Annotated in this window: 16 protein-coding genes, 4 tRNA genes and 1 pseudogene; 16 read left to right on the forward strand and 5 right to left on the reverse strand. The window is 45.2% G+C overall.

Going from position 1 to position 20,931, the window contains the following annotated elements; all coding sequences use genetic code 11:
- Positions 1-280 precede the first annotated feature (280 nt).
- From ileS to BQ2633_RS00390, 16 genes are all read left to right on the forward strand, one after another.
- Positions 281-3,826: an isoleucine--tRNA ligase gene (gene ileS, locus BQ2633_RS00315; RefSeq protein ID WP_075564493.1), complete on the forward strand. Its 3,546-nt coding sequence runs from the start codon at positions 281-283 to the stop codon at positions 3,824-3,826.
- A 104-nt stretch (positions 3,827-3,930) separates the two neighbouring features.
- Positions 3,931-4,311 (forward strand): TraR/DksA family transcriptional regulator, encoded by a 381-nt coding sequence (locus tag BQ2633_RS00320; protein WP_075564494.1) that lies wholly within the window; start codon positions 3,931-3,933, stop codon positions 4,309-4,311.
- A gap of 152 nt (positions 4,312-4,463) precedes the next feature.
- The gene (locus BQ2633_RS00325) at positions 4,464-5,126 is read left to right on the forward strand and encodes a lipoprotein signal peptidase (protein WP_075564495.1); all 663 of its coding nucleotides are present in this window, start codon (positions 4,464-4,466) and stop codon (positions 5,124-5,126) included.
- Positions 5,127-5,212: 86 nt separating this feature from the next.
- Complete coding sequence (locus tag BQ2633_RS00330) at positions 5,213-6,034, forward strand: DUF4296 domain-containing protein (protein WP_075564496.1); 822 nt, start codon at positions 5,213-5,215, stop codon at positions 6,032-6,034.
- A gap of 153 nt (positions 6,035-6,187) precedes the next feature.
- A complete protein-coding gene (locus BQ2633_RS00335; protein ID WP_141700095.1) occupies positions 6,188-6,439 on the forward strand; it encodes a hypothetical protein in 252 nt (83 codons plus the stop codon).
- 46 nt (positions 6,440-6,485) lie between these two features.
- Positions 6,486-7,661, forward strand: a complete 1,176-nt coding sequence (locus BQ2633_RS00340; RefSeq protein ID WP_075564498.1) for a glycosyltransferase family 2 protein — start codon at positions 6,486-6,488, stop codon at positions 7,659-7,661.
- Complete coding sequence (locus tag BQ2633_RS00345) at positions 7,658-8,185, forward strand: GNAT family N-acetyltransferase (RefSeq protein ID WP_075564499.1); 528 nt, start codon at positions 7,658-7,660, stop codon at positions 8,183-8,185. Before BQ2633_RS00340 ends, BQ2633_RS00345 begins: the two co-directional genes overlap by 4 nt.
- Positions 8,186-8,269: 84 nt before the next feature.
- Positions 8,270-8,343: transfer RNA gene (locus tag BQ2633_RS00350), tRNA-Asp, on the forward strand.
- Between the two features lie 27 nt (positions 8,344-8,370).
- A tRNA-Val gene (locus BQ2633_RS00355) sits at positions 8,371-8,445 on the forward strand.
- A gap of 56 nt (positions 8,446-8,501) precedes the next feature.
- Positions 8,502-8,576 (forward strand) — tRNA-Val (locus tag BQ2633_RS00360).
- 33 nt (positions 8,577-8,609) lie between these two features.
- Positions 8,610-8,687 (forward strand) — tRNA-Val (locus BQ2633_RS00365).
- 335 nt (positions 8,688-9,022) lie between these two features.
- Positions 9,023-9,484, forward strand: coding sequence for a 50S ribosomal protein L13 (gene rplM / locus BQ2633_RS00370; protein ID WP_009752160.1), 462 nt, complete (start codon positions 9,023-9,025; stop codon positions 9,482-9,484).
- A gap of 17 nt (positions 9,485-9,501) precedes the next feature.
- Positions 9,502-9,888 (forward strand): 30S ribosomal protein S9, encoded by a 387-nt coding sequence (gene rpsI / locus BQ2633_RS00375; protein WP_075564500.1) that lies wholly within the window; start codon positions 9,502-9,504, stop codon positions 9,886-9,888.
- Between the two features lie 292 nt (positions 9,889-10,180).
- Entirely contained in the window at positions 10,181-10,957 is a 777-nt protein-coding gene (rpsB, locus tag BQ2633_RS00380; protein WP_075564501.1) for a 30S ribosomal protein S2, read from the forward strand.
- Between the two features lie 108 nt (positions 10,958-11,065).
- Positions 11,066-12,061, forward strand: a complete 996-nt coding sequence (gene tsf, locus BQ2633_RS00385; protein WP_075564502.1) for a translation elongation factor Ts — start codon at positions 11,066-11,068, stop codon at positions 12,059-12,061.
- Between the two features lie 94 nt (positions 12,062-12,155).
- Positions 12,156-13,784: a CCA tRNA nucleotidyltransferase gene (locus BQ2633_RS00390; protein ID WP_075564503.1), complete on the forward strand. Its 1,629-nt coding sequence runs from the start codon at positions 12,156-12,158 to the stop codon at positions 13,782-13,784.
- A gap of 128 nt (positions 13,785-13,912) precedes the next feature.
- Here the strand turns inward: BQ2633_RS00390 and BQ2633_RS00395 are convergent, their stop codons facing one another.
- The 5 genes and pseudogenes from BQ2633_RS00395 to BQ2633_RS00415 form a co-directional block, all read right to left on the reverse strand.
- Positions 13,913-15,220, reverse strand: coding sequence for a bifunctional folylpolyglutamate synthase/dihydrofolate synthase (locus BQ2633_RS00395; RefSeq protein WP_075564504.1), 1,308 nt, complete (start codon positions 15,218-15,220; stop codon positions 13,913-13,915).
- Positions 15,221-15,249: 29 nt separating this feature from the next.
- Positions 15,250-16,413 carry a molecular chaperone DnaJ gene (gene dnaJ / locus BQ2633_RS00400; RefSeq protein ID WP_075564505.1) on the reverse strand — a complete coding sequence of 388 codons (1,164 nt, stop codon included), beginning with the start codon at positions 16,411-16,413 and terminating at the stop codon, positions 15,250-15,252.
- Positions 16,414-16,465: 52 nt separating this feature from the next.
- Complete coding sequence (locus BQ2633_RS00405; RefSeq protein WP_346047860.1) at positions 16,466-17,056, reverse strand: nucleotide exchange factor GrpE; 591 nt, start codon at positions 17,054-17,056, stop codon at positions 16,466-16,468.
- Between the two features lie 122 nt (positions 17,057-17,178).
- Positions 17,179-18,804, reverse strand: a complete 1,626-nt coding sequence (locus tag BQ2633_RS00410; RefSeq protein WP_075564507.1) for an ABC-F family ATP-binding cassette domain-containing protein — start codon at positions 18,802-18,804, stop codon at positions 17,179-17,181.
- Between the two features lie 1,102 nt (positions 18,805-19,906).
- Positions 19,907-20,455: pseudogene (locus BQ2633_RS00415) on the reverse strand (ATP-binding cassette domain-containing protein); the annotation flags it as partial.
- Positions 20,456-20,931: the final 476 nt, after the last annotated feature.

Consider the following 20,931-nt stretch of genomic DNA (forward strand, 5'->3'; position numbering starts at 1 on the left):
TAGGGCAAAGGTAATTCTTTTTTATGGATTGTAGGGAAGTTATGAGGAAAAATGCTTTTTTTGATGCTCTTTTTGCTTAAGACTACAATATGAACCACGTGATAATTCTGTTTTTAGCATTAGAATAAAAAAAGCCCGTGTCAAATACTTGAGATTTGACACGGGTGTAAAGACAAGTAAGAGTTGATGTTTGTTTTTGAAGTCAAGTTTCGCGTATCTCCGATTTTTATTGTAATTTTGCGCTTGTATATTTTCTCGAAACGAAACTGAGCAACAAAATATGAGTAAGAAATTTACTGAGCGTAGTGGCATGAACCTATACGCCGTTAACGAAGAAGTGCTGAAAGAATGGGATGAGGCAGACCTCTTCCACCGCAGCATCAGTGAGCGCGAAGGTTGCCCGTCGTATGTTTTCTTTGAAGGACCTCCCTCAGCTAATGGGCACCCTGGTATTCACCACGTAATGGCGCGTACCATTAAGGATGTATTCTGCCGTTATAAGACGATGCAGGGATTCCAAGTTAATCGTAAGGCAGGATGGGATACCCATGGACTACCCGTAGAATTGGGTGTTGAAAAAGAATTAGGCATCACCAAAGAAGATATTGGTCAGAAGATTTCTATCGAAGAATACAATGCCCATTGCCGTCGTAATGTGATGATGTACACCCAAGAATGGAGTGACCTCTCTCATCTTATGGGGTATTGGGTGGATATGGAACATCCTTATATCACTTACGAAAACTCATACATTGAGACTCTTTGGTGGTTGCTTAAGCAACTCTATCAAAAAGGGCTATTATATAAAGGCTATACCATTCAACCTTATAGTCCAGCTGCTGGTACAGGGCTCTCTAGTCACGAACTGAACCAGCCTGGTGCGTACCGCGACGTGAAAGATACTACGGTGACCGCGCAATTCGAGATTCTCGATGCTCCTGAGGCATTGAAGGGGTGGGGAAAGCCTGTGTTCTTGGCTTGGACTACAACACCTTGGACTTTGCCTTCTAACACAGCCCTCTGCGTAGGTCCTAATATTGATTACGTGGCAGTGCAAACCTTTAACCCCTATACTGCTGAACCTATCTCTGCCATTATCGCTGAGAATCGTGTAGCAGCATATTTCAAGGCTGAAGGCGAAAATGCTGAAATGAACTACGCTGTCGGCGATAAAGTGGTGCCTTATCGTGTTGTTGCACGTTATAAAGGTGCGGAACTCGTGGGCTTGCGCTATGCTCAATTGATGCCTTGGGTGCGTCCTTCGGAGAAGGTGGCTGACACTGCCGCAGACTTTGTGCGCGAATATGCGGAAAAGCACGCTGATCGTGTCTTCTCTGTGGGGCAAGATCGATTTGTGGAAATGGCTGATGAGGCTTTCCGCGTAATCCCTGGTGACTATGTGACCACTGAAGATGGTACGGGTATCGTACACATCGCGCCTACGTTTGGTGCAGACGATGCTAAGGTGGCTAAGGCAGCTGGCATTCCTTCGCTCTTCATTATCAATAAGGCGGGTGAGACTCGTCCAATGGTAGATCTCACAGGTAAGTATTACACCCTTGATGATTGCGCCCCTGCTTTCGTTGAAAAGTGCGTAGATACAACAGCTTATGGACGTCACGCTGGAGATTTTGTCAAGAATGCCTACGACCCTCGTTTCAACGAAGGTGGAAAGTTTGACGAAAAGACTGCCGAGAAATCCGAAAACTTGGACATCATCCTCTGTATGGAGATGAAACAAGCGGGACAAGCGTTCCGCATCGAGAAGCATGTCCACAATTATCCTCACTGCTGGCGTACGGATAAGCCTGTGCTTTACTATCCTCTTGATAGTTGGTTCATTCGCTCTACGGCGGTGAAGGAACGCATGATAGAACTCAACAAAACGATTCTCTGGAAACCCGAATCAACGGGTACCGGACGTTTTGGTAAATGGTTGGAAAACCTGAATGACTGGAACTTAAGCCGTTCACGTTATTGGGGTACTCCATTGCCCATTTGGCGCAATGCTCAGAAGGAAGAACTCTGCATCGGTTCGGTCGAAGAACTCTACAACGAGATTGAAAAGTCTGTGGCTGCAGGAGTGATGCAAAAGAATCCTCTGAAGGAACAGGGTTTTGTACCTGGTGATTATAGCAAAGAAAACTATAACCGCATTGACTTGCACCGTCCTCATGTAGATGATATCGTACTAGTTTCTGCTTCTGGTAATCCTCTTTATCGTGAAACAGACCTTATTGACGTTTGGTTTGATTCTGGTGCGATGCCTTATGCACAAATCCATTATCCATTTGAAAATAAGGAACTCCTAGATAGTCGTACGGTGTATCCTGCGGACTTTATCGCAGAAGGTGTGGATCAAACTCGTGGTTGGTTCTTCACACTTCACGCTATTGCGACGATGGTGTTTGATTCCGTGGCGTTCAAAGCCGTTATCTCTAATGGTCTTGTTCTTGATAAGAATGGACAAAAGATGTCTAAGCGTCTTGGCAATGCTATCGATCCCTTTGGCGCCATCAAAGAATATGGTAGTGACCCCGTGCGTTGGTATATGATTACCAACTCTTCGCCTTGGGATAACTTGAAGTTTGACCCAGAAGGAGTGGTGGAAACCAACCGTACGTTCTTCGGTAAGTTGATTCAAACTTATTCGTTCTTCTCCATGTATGCCAATGTGGACAACTTCGATCCTGAAGCTGCTGAGGTTCCCGTGGCAGAGCGTCCAGAGATTGACAGATGGATTCTCAGCGAACTCAACACGCTTGTGCGCGAAGTCACAGCTTGCTATGAGGATTATGAGCCAACGCGTGCTGGACGTTTGATTCAAGCCTTCACAGTCGACAATCTTTCCAATTGGTATGTGCGTCTCAATCGCAAACGCTACTGGGCAGGGGCTATGACCGCAGACAAACTTGCGGCTTATCAGACGTTGTATACTTGCCTGCTCACCTTGAGTCGTTTGATGGCTCCCATCGCGCCTTTCTATGCTGATCGTCTTTACAAAGATCTTACGGCAGGCACGGCACGTGCTACGGCTGATAGCGTGCATCTTGACCGTTTCCCCGTGGCTGATGAGCAACTTATTGACAAGGAGCTTGAAGCACGTATGGAGTTGGCGCAACAAACTACCTCGCTTGTGCTCTCACTCCGCAAGAAGGAACGCATCATTGTGCGTCAGCCTTTGCAACGCATTGCCATCCCTGTTACCGATCCTTTGGTGCGCACGCGACTAGAAGCTGTGCAACAGCTTGTGCTTGATGAAGTCAATGTGAAAACCATTGATTTCGTGGAAGGTCAGATGCTGGAAAAGAAAGTGAAGTGCAATTTCCGCGTAATGGGTAAGAAGTTCGGCAAATTGATGAAGGCGGTGAACGAAGTGGTTACGGCTATTTCTCAAGACCAGATTGCGGAACTCGAAAAGAACGGTACGCTCACCGTTGTGGTGGAAGGCGAATCTTGTCTCATCGAACGCAATGATGTAGAAATCATTAGTGAAGACATGCCCGGATGGAGTGTAGCAAACGAAGGTGCGCTCACTGTGGCATTGGATATCACCATCACCGAAGAACTTCGCAATGAAGGCGTAGCCCGCGAAATTGTGAAGCGCGTGCAAGCCTTCCGAAAAGATAGCGGTTTTGAAATTACTGATCGTATTCGCATTGTCGTTGAATCAACTCCAGTTGCCGAAAAGGCTGTCACTGAATATCGAGACTTTATTGCTGGGCAAGTTTTGGCAGAAAGCATTGAACTCGTTGACAATGTTGAGAGCGAAACCGAGTTTGATTTGGACGGAACAAATGTGAAGTTCTTAATCAATAAGGTGTAATCTAAATCTATTTATAGTGGAGTGGGGCAGAGGCGCTGTTCACTGCCCCCACTTGCACGGTTCTATTTAATAGTGACGAAATTTATTTTAACCCCTACAATCTTATGTCAGAGAAAACTAGATACACTGATGAAGAGCTGGCTGAATTCCGTGCTCTTATCAATGAGAAATTAGAAGTGGCTCGTCAACAGTTTGAAGAAATTATAGCCACACTCAACAAGCGCAATAGCAATGACATCGATGACACAATGCCCACCTATCATACTCTCGAGGAGGGGTCTAGCGTGCAATCGATGGAAGAGCAAATGGTGGCTGCTGAACGATTAAAGAAGTTCATCACTAGTTTGCAACAAGCTTTGGTACGCATTGAGAACAAAACTTATGGTATCTGTCGTGTTACCAAGAAGTTGATTCCCAAAGAAAGACTCCGCGCCGTTCCTCATGCAACCCTTAGCATTGAGGCCAAGTTGGCGCAAGGTAAATAATTGTATCTACAACACTTTGGAATGGAGCTTTTCATACAAATATGGATTTTGTAGAAGGCTCCATTCTATTGGCTGTAGAGTAAATTTGCCAGACTTGTTATTGAACGAAATACATTCTCTCTGAGTTTGTCCATTTATACTACGTATTATACATGAGACTGCGTGCTTTTCTCGCGGTGTTGATTCCACTCGGCATCATCATCATTGACCAAATCATTAAAATAGCGATTAAGACTCAATTTTTATTGGGGGAATCGTATGAAATAGCCTCTTGGTTTCAACTTCGTTTTACTGAAAACCGAGGTATGGCTTTTGGTATGGACTTCATAGGTACGGGGGTTCTCACAGTTTTCCGTCTCTGCGCTGTAGCTTTCTTTATTTATGTCTTGAGTAAAGAGGTGAAGAAGCGTGCCCCAATTGGGTTTATCGTCTGCTTAGCCATGATTATAGCAGGTGCATTCGGTAATATCGTTGATAATGCTTTTTATGGTTTGATTTTTACAGAAAGCGCGCCATATTATGCAGCCTCTTTTGGAGCATTGCCAGCTCATTTTGTACCTATGGGCCAGGGTTATGGCACCTTCCTACATGGACACGTGGTAGATATGTTCTATTTCCCCCTATTTCAGTGGCCTGACTGGGTACCTTTCTTAGGTGGTGGTACGTTTTTTGGAGCAATTTTTAATTTTGCCGATGCTGCCATTTCAGTAGGCGCAGCGGCTATGATTCTGTTTTATTACAAGTATCTTTCGCTGCTGATGAATGGCACTCCTAAGTCAGTAGATACAAGCGCTGAAAAGCAAACAGAAGAATAAGCGTTATGGTCAATTAGCTCTGTCCTCTGCTAATTCTATATGATTCAAGTAGAAGAAGGAATCTCGAATCTTTATATCCCTTTTCCATGATTGTCGACTTTAATAGCATTCCACAATGGTTGCGCCGCGGATTACCTATAGTTGCGGTGGGATTGTTGTCGGCATGTACCAGTAGAACCGGTGAACGAAAGATTCTACCGGCTGACGAAATGGCTCATGTGCTGTATGACTATCAGCTTGCAAATTCCTTAGCTCAAGAAGACAACCAAGGAATGAACAGTAGTGATGGGATGATAGTTGCTTCCTCCGACTCTTTATTGGCAGAGAGTCATCGCAATTACCTCAAATATAGAACTGCTGTCTTTTCCAAATATAATATATCAGAGTCTGATTATAAGCACTCACTGGCATTCTATTTGAGAAATCCAGAGGAGATGAAAAAATTAAATCTCCAAATAGAACAAGTAATTGCGGAGGTAAACAGAGAGAGTAGTGGAGGAAATAGAGTCGCCAATGGTGCTGCCGATAGCGTTATGTTGTGGCAAAAGGATCATGTGTTATTAGATGCTGCAACTTCCAATCGCTTTGTGTACGAAGGTTCTGCTAAAGGGAAGCGTATGAGAAATGATGCTCTTGTCTTAAGCTTTGATGCACAATGGCTGTATGGAGGCGGCAGTAAACAAGCGCAAACGTTCGTGACTGCTGTTTATGATAATGACTCATTGGCAACCACCTATTATAGCATCTATTATTTCCAAACTCATCACGAAGTCCGTTTGCCCTTGGCGAAACGCAATCTTAAAAAGGTGATGGTGCAGTTTACTTCATCAAGCACATGGGAATCCTATCCACAAGTAATCAACTTCAGCCAAATTAAACTTCATCGCGTGAAAGATGCGGCTCAATAGTTATTCTTGTGCCGAAAAATAGGTATTAAAAGGTGATTTACTTCCTTTCTTATCCTTGAATATAGAGAGGAAGTGAAGTTCTGCTGGTCCGCTGGGGCTATTCTTGATAGGTTTCGGTAAGCATCTTAGGTCACGCCTCGTTTTTCTACGGTTATGTCTTCACTGCTCTTACGTTATTTCAGAACATCTGGTTCCCAGCGAGTGGGCTTGAGCCAGGTATATAAAATTGCCACGCAGGTCTTTATGCGTGCCAATGGAGAGGAGTTGCGTCAAGTGGTGTTGTCGCTTGATAGTGATGCTCGTCTGAAAGAGGTTATTCCGCTAACCCATGAAATAGCGGCTACTGTGTGGCATCGAGGTACACTTGTAGAAATGCCTGGTGGTGAGGTGGTCTTGTCGGAGTAGACTTCTTCTCTCTTTTTTTCGACTCCTAAAATCTTATTTCATTAGTATGCAACTTTCTGTCATCATCGTGTCTTATAATGTGCGCTACTTCATCCGTCAGTGTTTAGACAGTTTGTTTCGCTCATCTCAAGTAGCGGCGATTGATGTAGAAGTTTTTGTCGTAGACAACGATTCTCAAGATGGGACCATAGCTTATCTTAAAGATGCTTTTCCCTCTCAATTAGATGCCAGCAATGATGGTGCGCGTTTGTGCCTCATTGCCAATCGTCATAATGTTGGTTTTGGCCGTGCTAATAATCAAGCGTTGCGCCATTGCAAGGGTGAATATGTGTTGTTTCTCAATCCAGATACCATTCTTACCGAACATACATTACTAGACTGTTTGTCTGCGGCACGAGAACAACCTAAATTAGGGGCTATAGGTGTGGCGATGCTTCAGGCTAATGGACAATTTGCACCAGAAAGCCGTCGAGGTTTACCTACTCCTTGGGTGGCTTTTTGTAGAATGTCGGGCCTGACCAAGCTATTTCCCAAGAGCCGAAAGCTCGCGCGTTATTATATGAGCTATCTTTCGCAAGAAGAAACAGCACCCATCGATATCGTGAGTGGTGCTTTCATGTTTTGCAGTAGAGAAGCCCTTAACGAAGTTGGAGGATTTGACGAAGACTTCTTCATGTATGGTGAAGATATTGATCTCTCCTATCGTTTTTTGAAAGCAGGTTATCAAAATTTTTATGTGCCCACTCCTATTGTGCATTATAAAGGTGAGAGCACACATAAAAATTCCTATCGCTATGTGCATGTATTTTATGAAGCCATGCTCATCTTCTTCCAAAAGCATTTCCCCACTTCTTCATTAGCGATACGCATTCCAGTGCGATGTGCCATCTATACTCGCGCATTATTGGCACTCTTACAACAGCTACTGAAAAAATGGTCTCGATTTCTTACGCCAAAAGTGCCCAGTCTTCCTTTGCAATTGCGAGTCATCGGGTCTGATAATTTAAAAGAGCAATGGCAAGGCCATGCCGACGTTTGGGGGCTTCAGTTCTTGTCTGCAACGGAAACTCCCAAGAGCTATAGTTTTTGTGGGTTCTCTCCCGAAGAGACTAGTTATACGGAGATTGTAAAACAGTTACGCACTTTGGATCGCAAGCAAGGTATAGCCACATTCTTCCCTTCGTGGGGAATAATGATAACAGGAAAGGAAATCTTTGAATGAATACATCAGTCCAAGTTCGTCTTCGTGCTCTAGAAATGTCCGATTTGGAGATGTTGTATGAAGTGGAGAATGATTCGCGTTTCTACGAATCCTCCAGTAATCTCATGCCACTTTCTCGTGGGGCAATGAAGCAATTCATACAACTAAGCCTTACGCAGGATATTTACGCCATGCGTCAATTGCGTTTAGTGATAGAGGTGCAACCCTCCACAGCAGTAGGCTTTATAGACCTCGTTGAGTTTAGTCCCGAGCACCGTAGGGCAGAGGTGGGAATTGCCATCCTTTCTCCTTATCGTCATCAAGGGATAGCCACTGCTGCTTTGCAACAACTCTGCGACTGGGCATCACAACAGCTTTCCCTTGTGCAGCTGTATGCTTACGTCCAATCTGAGAATATTGCTTCTCAAGCTTTGTTTCAGAAGGTAGGTTTTCAGTCGATCGCCATTCTTCCAGCTTGGTTTGTCAAAAGTGGAAAAACCCAGAATGCACACCTTTTTCAGTGCGTTTTCGGGGGAGATTACTAGGAAATTGGACTTTTTGCGAAAAAAGTTGTCGAAACATTTGGTGGAATCGCGAGAAAGTTCTACCTTTGCACTCGCAAACGACAAGGTGCGTTAGTTCAGTTGGTTAGAATACATGCCTGTCACGCATGGGGTCACGGGTTCGAGTCCCGTACGCACCGCAATGTTGATTTGCAAAACCTCGAAGAGGGCGCTTAGCTCAGCTGGTTCAGAGCGTCTGCCTTACAAGCAGAGGGTCGGCGGTTCGAATCCGTCAGCGCCCACATATAGAATTTCTTCGAGATGAAAAAGAACTCTATACTGATATAATCAGTATAAAGGACGCTTAGCTCAGCTGGTTCAGAGCGTCTGCCTTACAAGCAGAGGGTCGGCGGTTCGAATCCGTCAGCGTCCACAAAATAATTCTTATTCTCATTTAGAGAGATAAGGGCGCTTAGCTCAGCTGGTTCAGAGCGTCTGCCTTACAAGCAGAGGGTCGGCGGTTCGAATCCGTCAGCGCCCACCAATAGACAAGTACTTCTGGTGCTTGTCTATTTTTTTGTTCCCAATGGTAATTTGATACGATTTGGATGTGAGAGTAAGGTTTCGGGCATAGTTTCCTCCTTTTTCTGGAGAAATAGGTGTTTGCAGTGCTTTTCTCTGAGAAATGTTTGGTGGAGTCATGAGAAATGAGTAATTTTGCGTGCCGATTATTATCAAGTTACCTCATTTTGAGGTTGCACTTGCGTGTTAATAGCCAAATTCTTTGGCCGAATTTGGTGGTTAGAGAATCGCAAGAAAAAGATAATTTATTGATTTATGGGCGAAAGCCCACTTAGTAACTACAAATTAATCATTAGAATGGATACTTTAAGCTACAAGACCATTTCTGCAAACAAGGAGACCGCTCAGAAAGAATGGGTAGTTATCGATGCTACCGATCAAGTTTTGGGTCGCCTTGCTTCAAAAGTTGCCAAGCTCCTCCGTGGTAAGTACAAGCCTAACTTTACTCCTCACGTGGACTGCGGTGACAACGTAATCATCATCAACGCCGACAAGTTTATCTTGACTGGTAAGAAGATGACAGACCGTGTGTACTACACTTACACTGGTTATCCTGGTGGACAACGTGAGCATACTCCTGCTTCTATCTTGGCTAAGCCCAATGGTGCAGATAAGCTCCTTCGTCGTGTTGTAAAGGGTATGCTTCCCAAGAATCGTCTTGGCGCGCAATTGCTCCGTAACCTCCACGTTTATGTGGGTACTGAGCATAAGCACGAGGCACAAAGCCCCAAAGCTCTTGATATTAACACCCTCAAGTAATCAAACAAGTAGACACAATGGAACAAATTAATGCTCTGGGTCGTCGCAAAAGCGCCGTTGCCCGTATCTTTGTCACTGAGGGTTCTGGTAAGATTACTATCAACAAGCGTGACCTCACCGAATACTTCCCCTCTTCAATCCTTCAGTTCGTGGTGAAGCAACCTCTTACTCTCCTCGAAGCTACTGAAAAGTATGACATCAAAGTAAACCTCCAAGGTGGTGGTTTTACTGGTCAGAGCCAAGCACTTCGCCTTGCTATTGCTCGCGCTTTGGTGAAAATCAATGCTGACGATAAGAAGGCTCTTCGTGCAGAAGGCTTTATGACTCGCGATCCTCGCGAAGTTGAACGTAAGAAGCCAGGTCGTCCAAAGGCACGTCGTCGCTTCCAGTTCAGCAAGCGTTAATCTCTATCGGCAAGTTTGCTGAAAACAGAAAAACGTTTAGCATCCAAACGCATGAGACCATCCATAATTCTGCTGGCTTATTTAGATTCGCAGGTTGATGCTACTCATGGGTTGGTTGAAATGTCTAGCACTCTTGTTAGTGCATAAGACAATCAATAATTATAGGAGTACGCGTTGCCATTCCTGGGCAACTGAAACAATCTTATATTCTGTCTATCAATAAAGGGCAGGGTAGTCATGAAGATTGATAGAATGCTCCTCAACTTACAAGGAAAGTAAACTACAATTCAAAATGTCTAGAACTAATTTTGAAACCCTTCTCGAGGCTGGCTGCCACTTCGGTCACCTCAAGCGCAAGTGGAATCCCGCTATGGCTCCTTACATCTTTATGGAGCGCAATGGCATCCACATCATCGACCTCCACAAGACTGTTGCTAAAGTAGACGAAGCTGCTGAAGCTCTCAAGGAAATCGCAAAGTCTGGTCGTCGTATCCTCTTTGTAGCTACTAAGAAACAGGCCAAATTGGCAGTTGCTGAAAAGGCAGCTGCTGTGAACATGCCTTACGTGACCGAACGCTGGCCAGGTGGTATGCTCACTAACTTCCCAACCATCCGCAAGGCAGTGAAGAAGATGACTAACATCGACAAACTTACTGCTGATGGTACTTTCTCTAACCTTTCAAAGCGCGAAATTCTTCAAATTAGCCGTCAACGTGCTAAGCTTGAAAAGAACCTCGGTTCTATCGCTGACCTCACTCGTCTTCCTGCTGCTCTCTTCGTTGTTGACGTATGCAAGGAACACATCGCAGTGAAAGAAGCTATCCGTTTGGGTATCCCTGTATTTGGTATCGTTGATACTAATGCTGATCCCAACATCGTGGACTTCGCTATCCCCGCTAACGACGATGCAACAAAGAGCATCGAGGTTATCCTCGACGCTTGCTGCGCTGCTATCGCTGAAGGTGTGGCTGAACGTAAGGTAGAGAAGGCTGCCAACGATGAAAAGAATGAAGACAACAAGCGCGCTCGTCAAGCACGTGCTGAGAAGTCTGAAGCTGAAAAGGCTTAATTCTTGCTGAAGTAATATAGGACGGGGTGGTGAAAGTCAAACATTAACGACCAATCACCTCACCCCGTTCTCCTTTTTTCAAATCCCGACAAACAATATACAAGCAAAATGGCTGTAAATATTGAAGATATCAAGAAGCTCCGCGCCTTGACTGGTGCTGGTTTGAGCGATTGTAAGAATGCCCTCGCTGAAGCTGAAGGCGATCTCGATGCTGCTGTTGAACTCGTGCGCAAGCGCGGTCAAGCTATCGCTGCTAAGCGTTCTGACCGTGAAGCTGCTGAAGGTTGCGTTCTCGTTAAGATCGATGGCAACTATGGTGCTATCCTTGCACTTAAGTGCGAAACTGACTTCGTAGCTAAGAATGCTGACTTCGTAGCTTTGGCTAAGGACATCCTCGACGCTGCTGTTGTAGCACGTTGCAAGAACGTTGAAGAAGTTAAGGCTTTGACACTCGATGGTCGTACTGTTGCAGAACGCATCACTGACCAATCTGGTGTGACTGGCGAAAAAATGGAACTCGATGCTTACCTCGTTGTTGAAGGTGAAAGCCTTGCTGCTTACAACCACGCCAACAACAACAGCCTCTGCACACTCGTTGCTTTGAGCAGCAAGGTTGCTGATGAAACTGTTGGTAAGAACGTAGCAATGCAAGTAGCTTCTGCTGCTCCCCTCGCTATCGACGAAAGCGGTGTGGCTCAAGAAGTAAAAGACAACGAATTCAACGTAGCTGTTGAAAAGACTCGTCTCGAACAAGTGCAAAAGGCTGTTGAAGCTGCACTCAAGAAGGCTGGTTTCAACCTCTACATCGCAGAAAGCGAAGAGCACCTCAATGAAGGCATCATGAAGGGTAGCATCACTGAAGCTCAAGCACAAGAAATCCGCGAACTCAAGGAAAAGACTGCTGCTGAGAAGGAAGCTAACCTCAACGAGCAAATGATTCAAAACATTGCTAAGGGTCGTCTCGGCAAGTTCTTCAAAGAAGTTTGCCTTCTTGAACAAGAATACATTTGGGACAAGACTAAGACTATCGCTCAATTCCTCAACGAAGTTGAGAAGGGTCTTACTGTGACTGGTTTCCAACGCTACACCCTCAGCGCTGAGTAATTCTTTTTGCTCGCCCTAAGGCTATATTTATTCGAGCCGACCACAATGGGGTCGGCTCGAATTTTGATATTTCATCCATTCTCTTCTGAACATTATGTTGCAGATTCCTACACAAGCTCAATTTGCGGCCCATCTTTCCTCACCACATTTCCAAAAACTTACAGAAACGGTTGACGCTATGGGGCTAGAAGCCTATATTGTCGGCGGTTATGTGCGCGATTTCATTCTTAAACGTCCTTCCAAAGACGTCGATGTCGTTGTTGTGGGGTCTGGAATCGAGGTGGCTCAAGCTTTTTGCAAAAGTTTAGGTAAAGGTGCACATTGCTCTGTGTTTCGTAATTTCGGTACTGCACAAGTGAAGTGGCGCCATTGGACCACTGTTGACGGAAAACGTGTGCAACAAGAAGAGGAAATAGAGTTTGTAGGTGCTCGCAAGGAGAGTTATTCTCACGATTCGCGTAAACCCATTGTGGAAGACGGCACTCTGGATGATGACCAACGTAGACGCGATTTCACCATCAATGCGTTAGCCATTTGTCTTAACCAATCTCGTTTGGGAGAGCTGGTTGATCCTTTCGATGGACTTGTCGATTTGGAAGAAGGCATCATTGCTACACCGCTCGACCCAGATATCACGTTTAGCGATGATCCCCTCAGAATGATGCGCTGTGTTCGTTTTGCTACGCAGTTGAATTTTCAAATCGAGGAAGAAACTTTCGAAGCCTTATCTCGCAACAAAGAGCGTATTAAAATCATTTCTGCAGAGCGCATCATTGATGAACTCAACAAAATAATGCTCGCTCCACATCCGTCTAAAGGCTTCATCGACTTACATCGTTGTGGTTTGTTAGAAATCATTCTACCCGAGTTGGTTGCTCTCGATATAGTAGAAGAGAGAAATGGGCGTAAGCATAAGAATAATTTTTATCATACGCTTGAAGTATTAGAGAATCTTGTAGAGCGACAAAGATTGGCTGAAGAGAATAGATTGTCTCGACTTTCGCAACAAGTGACAGGAAACTCCTCGCAACAAAATGCGGAGACTTCCTCTGAGCGAGAAGTAGAGGAGGAAGAAATTCCCGCAGCACGCACAAAAGATGAAATCTTATTTCACCGCTGGGCTGCATTACTGCACGACATTGGTAAACCCAAATCAAAACGTTGGGACAATAAAATCGGTTGGACCTTCCACAACCACAATTATCTTGGTATGAGAATGGTGAAACCGATGTTTCGCCGTCTTAAGTTACCACTGGATGAACGCATGAAATATGTGGAGAAATTGGTAGATCTCCACATGCGTCCCATCAATATAGCTGACGAAGAAGTGACTGATTCAGCAGTTCGCCGTTTGCTTTTTGATGCTGGCAATGATATTGACGACTTAATGATGCTTTGCGAAGCTGATATCACGTCAAAGAACGAACGTAGAAAGCAAAATTTCTATGCCAATTACCAACTGGTTCGCCAGAAACTCATAGATTTAGAAGAGAAAGATCGTATTCGTAATTTTCAACCTCCAGTTGATGGTAAAGAAATCATGCGAATCTTCGATTTGCAACCCTGTCAAGAGATTGGCGCGCTTAAATCTGCGTTGAAAGATGCGATTTTGGATGGAGTAGTGCCCAATGAACACGAAGCAGCCTTGGAGTTTATCCTCAAACGCGCTGCCAAGATGGGACTTACTCCCATAAATCCAATTCCTACAGGCACTGTTGATTAGTACTTTCGACTATAGTGTATAAAGAATCCCTCAGAAATAGAATGATTATCTACTTCTGAGGGATTTTCTTTGCGACTCACTCAGCTTCTTTTGATATAGAGAAGAATTGATATCGAATTCTTATACAATCATTGGAGGTTGCTCAAGAAGTCAGCAACCACAAACGAACTGCCACCTATAAATAGCGTACCATCTTTGGGAACACGCAGCATTGCAGTAGCATAGGCTTCTGAAACAGAGGAGAAGGCGTCGCCCTGCAAACCAGATTGTTCCGCTATTGTTTTGAGTTTTTCAGCCGGTAAAGCTCTTGCTACACTAGCTTGTGTCCAATAGTAAGTAGCATTTTTAGGGAGCAGTGGAAGAATGTGCGCCACATCTTTGTCGGTACACACGCCAAACATGATATGGAGAGCTGATGTAGGTTCTGAAGCGTTTGCTGCAAGTGATTCGAGTTGCGGAGTCAAGTATCGCCAAGCGTCTTCGTTGTGTCCAGTATCAGCAATGACGCGTGGAGCTTCACTAACAATCTGCCATCGACCTTGCAATCCCGTAATTTCTGCCACGTGGAGAAATCCATTTCTAACATTTTCAGGCGTAATACGTTCTTGCATTTCTTGGGGAAGTTGAGCTAAAGCGCAAAAAATGGTGCGTGCGTTTTGAGATTGACAAGCACCGTTCAAACTAGCGTGAACCTCTCCCCACAAGCGTGTGTGGTAAACAAATGTTCCGTTTTGCGTGCTTTCAATTTTCTCCAAAGGACTTTCTTCTTCCGCAAAAACAAGTTTCGCTCCCTTTTCCTTTGCCACTTTTTCAAAAACAGTACGAACTTCTGGTTGCGCGGCGCCAATCACAGCAGGAACTCCCTTTTTGAATATACCCGCTTTTTCAAAAGCAATGGCTTCTAAGGTGTTTCCCAATAGATTGATGTGGTCGAAGGAGATATTTGTCACCACACTCACCAATGGATTTACGATGTTTGTGCAATCTAATCGTCCACCCAGTCCTACTTCTACCACTGCCACGTCCACTGCTTGTTCTTGAAAGTAGCGAAAAGCCAAGGCAGTGGTCAGTTCAAAGAAAGAAGGGTAGAGCGGTTCAAAGAAGGCGCGCTCTTGCTCCACAAAGTCAATGACGCGTTGCTCAGGAATACACACCCCATTCACTCGGATGCGTTCGCGAAAGTCCACCAAATGCGGAGAGGTGTAGAGTCCTACGCGATAACCAGCGAGTTGCAAAATGGCGGCTAGGGTGTGAGAGGTCGAACCTTTGCCATTAGTACCAGCCACATGAATTATTTCGTAGGAACGATGGGGATGGTTAAAGTGTTCATCCAGAGCCAGTGTCGTAGACAAGCCCTCTTTATACGCTCCTGCCCCGACGCTTTGAAACATCGGGGCAGCAGTGAATAGATAATCTAAGGTTTCTTGATAGTTCATTGCGTTTCTACTTACAACCTTTCGTGCACTTAACTAAAGTAAGCACGGAAAGAATTGAAAATTTTATTCAGAATGCTTGGAGAAGGCTTTAAGTTGTCGCTTTCTTTCATCGCTTCAAATGCCTCCTTTTCTTCCTTAGACAGCGTTTCGGGGATGTAGACGGAGATATTGATGACAATATCGCCACGTCCATAGCCATAACCTTGCACAGCTGGGAGACCCTTACTGCGTAAGCGCATACGAGTGCCAGGTTGTGTGCCAGGTTTGATGGTCACGCGAGCTTTTCCTTCGAGCGTAGGCACTTCCACTTGGTCACCCAAGGTTGCTTGGCTCACGGTGAGGAGAAGGTTATAAATCAAATCGTTGTCATCACGGATGAAATGTTCGTGTGGCAACTCTTCGATAAGGACTTGAATGTCTCCAGGAACACCGTTGTGCTTGCCGGCATGTCCTTTTCCGGGAACGGTCACGACCATTCCTTCAGCTACGCCCGCAGGGATGCGCACTTCAATCACTTCTTCACCAGCCACAACACCATCACCATGACACTTTTTGCACTTATGTGTCACCACTTTTCCCTCACCATGACAAGTGGGGCAAGGGCTCTGTTGTTGCATCGTGCCGAAGATGGTGCGTGCATTGCGAATCACATAGCCGCTACCATGGCAAGTGGAGCAAGTTTCTGCATTGTGTCCTGGTTCACTTCCTGAGCCATGACATTCGTTACACTCAACTTGCTTTTTTACCTTGAACTTTTTGGTTACGCCAGTAGCGATTTCTTCGAGAGTGAGTTTGGTTTTCAAACGCAAATCTCCACCGCGGTATTGCTGAGGTCCAGCAGAGGCACCGCCTCCACCGAAACCGCCAAAACCTCCGAAGCCTCCACCGCCAAAGATGTCGCTGAAGTGTGAGAAGATGTCGTTGATGTCGGTAAATCCGCCACCAAATCCTCCAGCTCCTGCACCACCTTCGAAAGCTGCTTTACCAAATTGGTCGTAGCGTTGTCGCTTTTCAGGATCGCGCAATACCTCGTAGGCTTCTGCCGCTTCCTTAAACTTCTCTTCAGCTTCCTTGTCACCAGGGTTTTTATCTGGGTGATACTTCATGGCCACCTTACGGTAAGCCTTCTTGATCTCAGCGTCACTGGCACTTTTGTCGACACCGAGTATTTGATAGTAGTCTAAATCTGCCATTGTCTTGTTGCTTGTTAGGATGAAAAAAATCCGTGGCTGCGGAAGACTTTAGTTATTGTCCCACCACCACTTTGGCGTGGCGCAACACTTTGTCGTTGAGCATATAGCCCGTTTGCACGCAGTCGATGATGTGATTCTTTTGTTGCTCATCTTCTGTGGGGAAGAGAGCTACAGCTTCGTGGAAATCAGTGTCAAACTGAGCTTCCTTAGTTTCCATCTTCTTCAGACCTTGTTGTTCGAGTGTGCGTTGCAACTTTTGGAAAATCAGCGACAAGCCTTCGCGCAAAGTTTCTACGTCTTCGCTTTTTGCCAAATTTGCTTCAGCGCGCTCCATATCATCAAGGATGGGAAGCAAGCTTTCGAGCACTTTCTTACCACCATTGAGAATCAATTCGGTGTGGGTAGCCATACTGTGCTTGCGGAAATTTGCAAAATCAGCAGCTTGTCTCAAAATCTTATCTTTGAGTTCTGCAATTTCAGTCTCAGCTTGTGCCAACTTTTCGGCATCAGTCAGTTTTGCTGCAGGAGCTTCTGTAGCTTCTGTTGCAGTTTCTGCTTGATTTTGAACTTCTTGCTCGTTTGTTTCGGGCTGAGTTGTTTCGTCGTTTGTTGTATTGTTAGTCAATGGTTCTTTTTCTTCCATGATTTTATGCTTATTAGTTTGACCCTCTTTCTGCAAATATTATGCCGAAAGAGGGTCAATGTGTAGAATTGTCAGCTAGTTTGCCTTATGTACGCGCCACCAGCTGTCGAGATTGTCGAAATTTAGGCTTTGTTTTCTCCGTAGAGTTGTTCACGCAATTCACGGATGCGAGCATCGTGCACGTAGTCTTCGTAGCTCATCAACTTGTCAATCGTGCCGTTGGGGGTGAGTTCAATCACGCGATTAGCAACGGTGTTGATAAATTCGTGGTCGTGTGAGGAGAAGAGGATGTTACCCTTGAAGCCTTTAAGGTTATTGTTGAAGGCTTGGATAGACTCCATGTCGAGGTGGTTGGTAGGCGTGTCAAGAATCAAGCAGTTGGCATTGCGCAGTTGCATACGGGCAATCATACAACGCATCTTTTCACCCCCCGAAAGCACGTTGACCTTCTTGAGGATTTCCTCGTCTTTGAAGAGCATACGTCCGAGGAACGCTTTGAAATACACTTCGTTACCTTCGCCATATTGAGAGAGCCAGTCGAGCATATTGAGGTCTGTGTCGAAGAACTCTGTGTTGTCGAGTGGCAAATAAGCCGTAGTGATGGTGACGCCCCACGAGTAAGTACCAGCAGCAGCTTCTTGGTTACCATTGATAATCTCAAAGAGAGCCGTCATCGCACGAGGATCATGGCTGATGAATACCACTTTTTCTTCCTTCTCCACTTGGAAATTCACCTTGTCGAAGAGCACTGTGCCATCGTCGGCTACAGCTTTAAGGTCTTGCACTTCCAAGATCTGGTTACCGGGCTCGCGTTCCATCTGGAAGATAATACCTGGATAGCGACGAGTAGAAGGCTTAATTTCTTCCACATTGAGCTTCTCGAGCATCTTCTTACGAGAAGTCGTTTGCTTACTCTTCGCCACGTTAGCAGAGAAGCGGCGGATAAACTCTTCCAACTCCTTACGTTTTTCCTCTGCCTTCTGACGTTGGTTTTGTGCTTGGCGGAGTGCCAATTGAGAAGATTCGTACCAGAACGAATAGTTACCAGAGAAGAGCGTAACTTTACCGAAGTCAATGTCCACCGTGTGGGTACAAACTTGGTCTAGGAAGTGGCGGTCGTGGCTCACTACAAGGACAGTGTGTTCCACATTGCCGAGGTATTCTTCGAGCCATTCCACCGTCTCGAGGTCAAGGTCATTGGTAGGCTCGTCGAGAAGCAAGTTGTCGGGCTCACCAAAGAGGGCTTGTGCCAACATCACGCGCACTTTCTGTTTGTTAGAAAGCTCACCCATGAGTTTGCCATGGAGGTTTTCCTTGATGCCAAGACCAGAAAGAAGCGTTGCAGCGTCATTCTCTGCGGTATATCCACCGATTGTGGCAAACTTGTCTTCGAGTTCAGCCACTTTGATGCCATCTTCGTCCGTAAACTCTTCTTTGGAATAGAGTTCATTGCGCTCTTGCATCACCTGCCACATCACAGTGTGTCCTTGCAGCACGGTATCGAGCACTGTCTGGTCGTCAAATTTGAAGTGGTCCTGTGAGAGCACAGACAGACGTTCGCCTGGACCAAGTTCAACTTTACCTTTGGTTGGTTCAAGTTCGCCACTGATAGCTTTGAGCAGTGTAGACTTACCGGCACCGTTTGCGCCAATAACACCATAGATGTTGCCGTTGGTAAACTTCATATTTACGTCCTGATAGAGGATGCGCTTACCAAATTGTACGGCGATGTTGGAGAGAGTGATCATTTATAACGTAGTTGTTTTTGCTTAATTGTAAAGTCGCTCATCTAGAATCTCGATATGAAATGAGAAGCCCATGAGCACTAAAGTAGCAGGTCTGCACAGATACTGCCACTTTCCAGCTTACAAAGTTACGTATTTTTCTGCAGATGAGCGAACAACCCATGAAGTTTGCCACTAAAAGACCATTGCACGCGTGATAAATGTGCAATGGTCTTGACAATATACGGCAGTTGTGCTTCCTCTTTTGGGGGATATTGAGTCTTTGTGTCGATTTATCACCTCGTAACTCTAGAGACGAGTAAAGCCCTTCCACATCTTCCACTTGAGGGCAGCTGCTTCGTACCAGACCTTGTTTCATTGCGATAGTTCACGAATCACGGTAAAAGGATTATGCTGAAATGTTGCTGTTCGCAAAACTTCAAATTATCACGTTTCCCCTATCCGCATTACCCATCAATAGGGGGGTACGGATTTCCTTTTCAGATAGTAATCGCTCTAATCAATCGTAAAGGAACAGCGGGTATATTATCGTGGGTATCGTGAGTCGAAGTATTTGGCTACTGCATAAGGAGTCACAGCTAAGTATTACCAAGAGTCGAAGCGCTTGACGTAGGGTTCTCTATCATTTTCTTGACTGATAACAAAGGTAGACCCAAAAGCTGCAACTTTTCCGAAACTAAATCTTTACACTGCTGGGGCAAATTTCTTCTGAAAGTTTGGGATTTTCAAACTCTTTTATTACCTTTGCAACATCATCAAAGCTATTAGCTGTTTTGGCAACCTCAGCGGAATTGGACCGCTGTTTGTCAATGCAGCTGATAGCTTTGTTTCGTCTACAGCTACTCGCAGGCAGTCTTTATTTATCCAGTCCAAAATCCCCCTGCACGTTGTCTTTCGGATAATAAATGGCACGCTATTTACATCTACAGCTAATGCTTGACTGTCCTAGCCCTCTCGTAGTTTGTTGTCAGATTTGTTTTTTTCTTTTTCTTTTTGCTCGTCTCGATTATAATCTTTACCTTTGCCGTCAGACGATAAGCTTTGCGTAGGGTCGGAAAGGGCACCGACCTCCTCTGAGTCGCAATCAGAGGGCAGTATGAGGNTTGGTAGGCTCGTCGAGAAGCAAGTTGTCGGGCTCACCAAAGAGGGCTTGTGCCAACATCACGCGCACTTTCTGTTTGTTAGAAAGCTCACCCATGAGTTTGCCATGGAGGTTTTCCTTGATGCCAAGACCAGAAAGAAGCGTTGCAGCGTCATTCTCTGCGGTATATCCACCGATTGTGGCAAACTTGTCTTCGAGTTCAGCCACTTTGATGCCATCTTCGTCCGTAAACTCTTCTTTGGAATAGAGTTCATTGCGCTCTTGCATCACCTGCCACATCACAGTGTGTCCTTGCAGCACGGTATCGAGCACTGTCTGGTCGTCAAATTTGAAGTGGTCCTGTGAGAGCACAGACAGACGTTCGCCTGGACCAAGTTCAACTTTACCTTTGGTTGGTTCAAGTTCGCCACTGATAGCTTTGAGCAGTGTAGACTTACCGGCACCGTTTGCGCCAATAACACCATAGATGTTGCCGTTGGTAAACTTCATATTTACGTCCTGATAGAGGATGCGCTTACCAAATTGTACGGCGATGTTGGAGAGAGTGATCATTTATAACGTAGTTGTTTTTGCTTAATTGTAAAGTCGCTCATCTAGAATCTCGATATGAAATGAGAAGCCCATGAGCACTAAAGTAGCAGGTCTGCACAGATACTGCCACTTTCCAGCTTACAAAGTTACGTATTTTTCTGCAGATGAGCGAACAACCCATGAAGTTTGCCACTAAAAGACCATTGCACGCGTGATAAATGTGCAATGGTCTTGACAATATACGGCAGTTGTGCTTCCTCTTTTGGGGGATATTGAGTCTTTGTGTCGATTTATCACCTCGTAACTCTAGAGACGAGTAAAGCCCTTCCACATCTTCCACTTGAGGGCAGCTGCTTCGTACCAGACCTTGTTTCATTGCGATAGTTCACGAATCACGGTAAAAGGATTATGCTGAAATGTTGCTGTTCGCAAAACTTCAAATTATCACGTTTCCCCTATCCGCATTACCCATCAATAGGGGGGTACGGATTTCCTTT

It is taken from the genome of Ihuprevotella massiliensis (genome assembly GCA_900095835.1).
Classification (GTDB): domain Bacteria; phylum Bacteroidota; class Bacteroidia; order Bacteroidales; family Bacteroidaceae; genus Alloprevotella; species Alloprevotella massiliensis.

Excerpts from the sequence above, each read along its gene's own strand:
- ileS (WP_075564493.1), top strand. The coding sequence starts at position 281 with ATGAGTAAGAAATTTACTGAGCGTAGTGGCATGAACCTATACGCCGTT.
- BQ2633_RS00320 (WP_075564494.1), top strand. The coding sequence starts at position 3,931 with ATGTCAGAGAAAACTAGATACACTGATGAAGAGCTGGCTGAATTCCGT.
- BQ2633_RS00325 (WP_075564495.1), top strand. The coding sequence starts at position 4,464 with ATGAGACTGCGTGCTTTTCTCGCGGTGTTGATTCCACTCGGCATCATC.
- BQ2633_RS00330 (WP_075564496.1), top strand. The coding sequence starts at position 5,213 with ATGATTGTCGACTTTAATAGCATTCCACAATGGTTGCGCCGCGGATTA.
- BQ2633_RS00335 (WP_141700095.1), top strand. The coding sequence starts at position 6,188 with ATGTCTTCACTGCTCTTACGTTATTTCAGAACATCTGGTTCCCAGCGA.
- BQ2633_RS00340 (WP_075564498.1), top strand. The coding sequence starts at position 6,486 with ATGCAACTTTCTGTCATCATCGTGTCTTATAATGTGCGCTACTTCATC.
- BQ2633_RS00345 (WP_075564499.1), top strand. The coding sequence starts at position 7,658 with ATGAATACATCAGTCCAAGTTCGTCTTCGTGCTCTAGAAATGTCCGAT.
- rplM (WP_009752160.1), top strand. The coding sequence starts at position 9,023 with ATGGATACTTTAAGCTACAAGACCATTTCTGCAAACAAGGAGACCGCT.
- rpsI (WP_075564500.1), top strand. The coding sequence starts at position 9,502 with ATGGAACAAATTAATGCTCTGGGTCGTCGCAAAAGCGCCGTTGCCCGT.
- rpsB (WP_075564501.1), top strand. The coding sequence starts at position 10,181 with ATGTCTAGAACTAATTTTGAAACCCTTCTCGAGGCTGGCTGCCACTTC.
- tsf (WP_075564502.1), top strand. The coding sequence starts at position 11,066 with ATGGCTGTAAATATTGAAGATATCAAGAAGCTCCGCGCCTTGACTGGT.
- BQ2633_RS00390 (WP_075564503.1), top strand. The coding sequence starts at position 12,156 with ATGTTGCAGATTCCTACACAAGCTCAATTTGCGGCCCATCTTTCCTCA.
- BQ2633_RS00395 (WP_075564504.1), bottom strand. The coding sequence starts at position 15,220 with ATGAACTATCAAGAAACCTTAGATTATCTATTCACTGCTGCCCCGATG.
- dnaJ (WP_075564505.1), bottom strand. The coding sequence starts at position 16,413 with ATGGCAGATTTAGACTACTATCAAATACTCGGTGTCGACAAAAGTGCC.
- BQ2633_RS00405 (WP_346047860.1), bottom strand. The coding sequence starts at position 17,056 with ATGGAAGAAAAAGAACCATTGACTAACAATACAACAAACGACGAAACA.
- BQ2633_RS00410 (WP_075564507.1), bottom strand. The coding sequence starts at position 18,804 with ATGATCACTCTCTCCAACATCGCCGTACAATTTGGTAAGCGCATCCTC.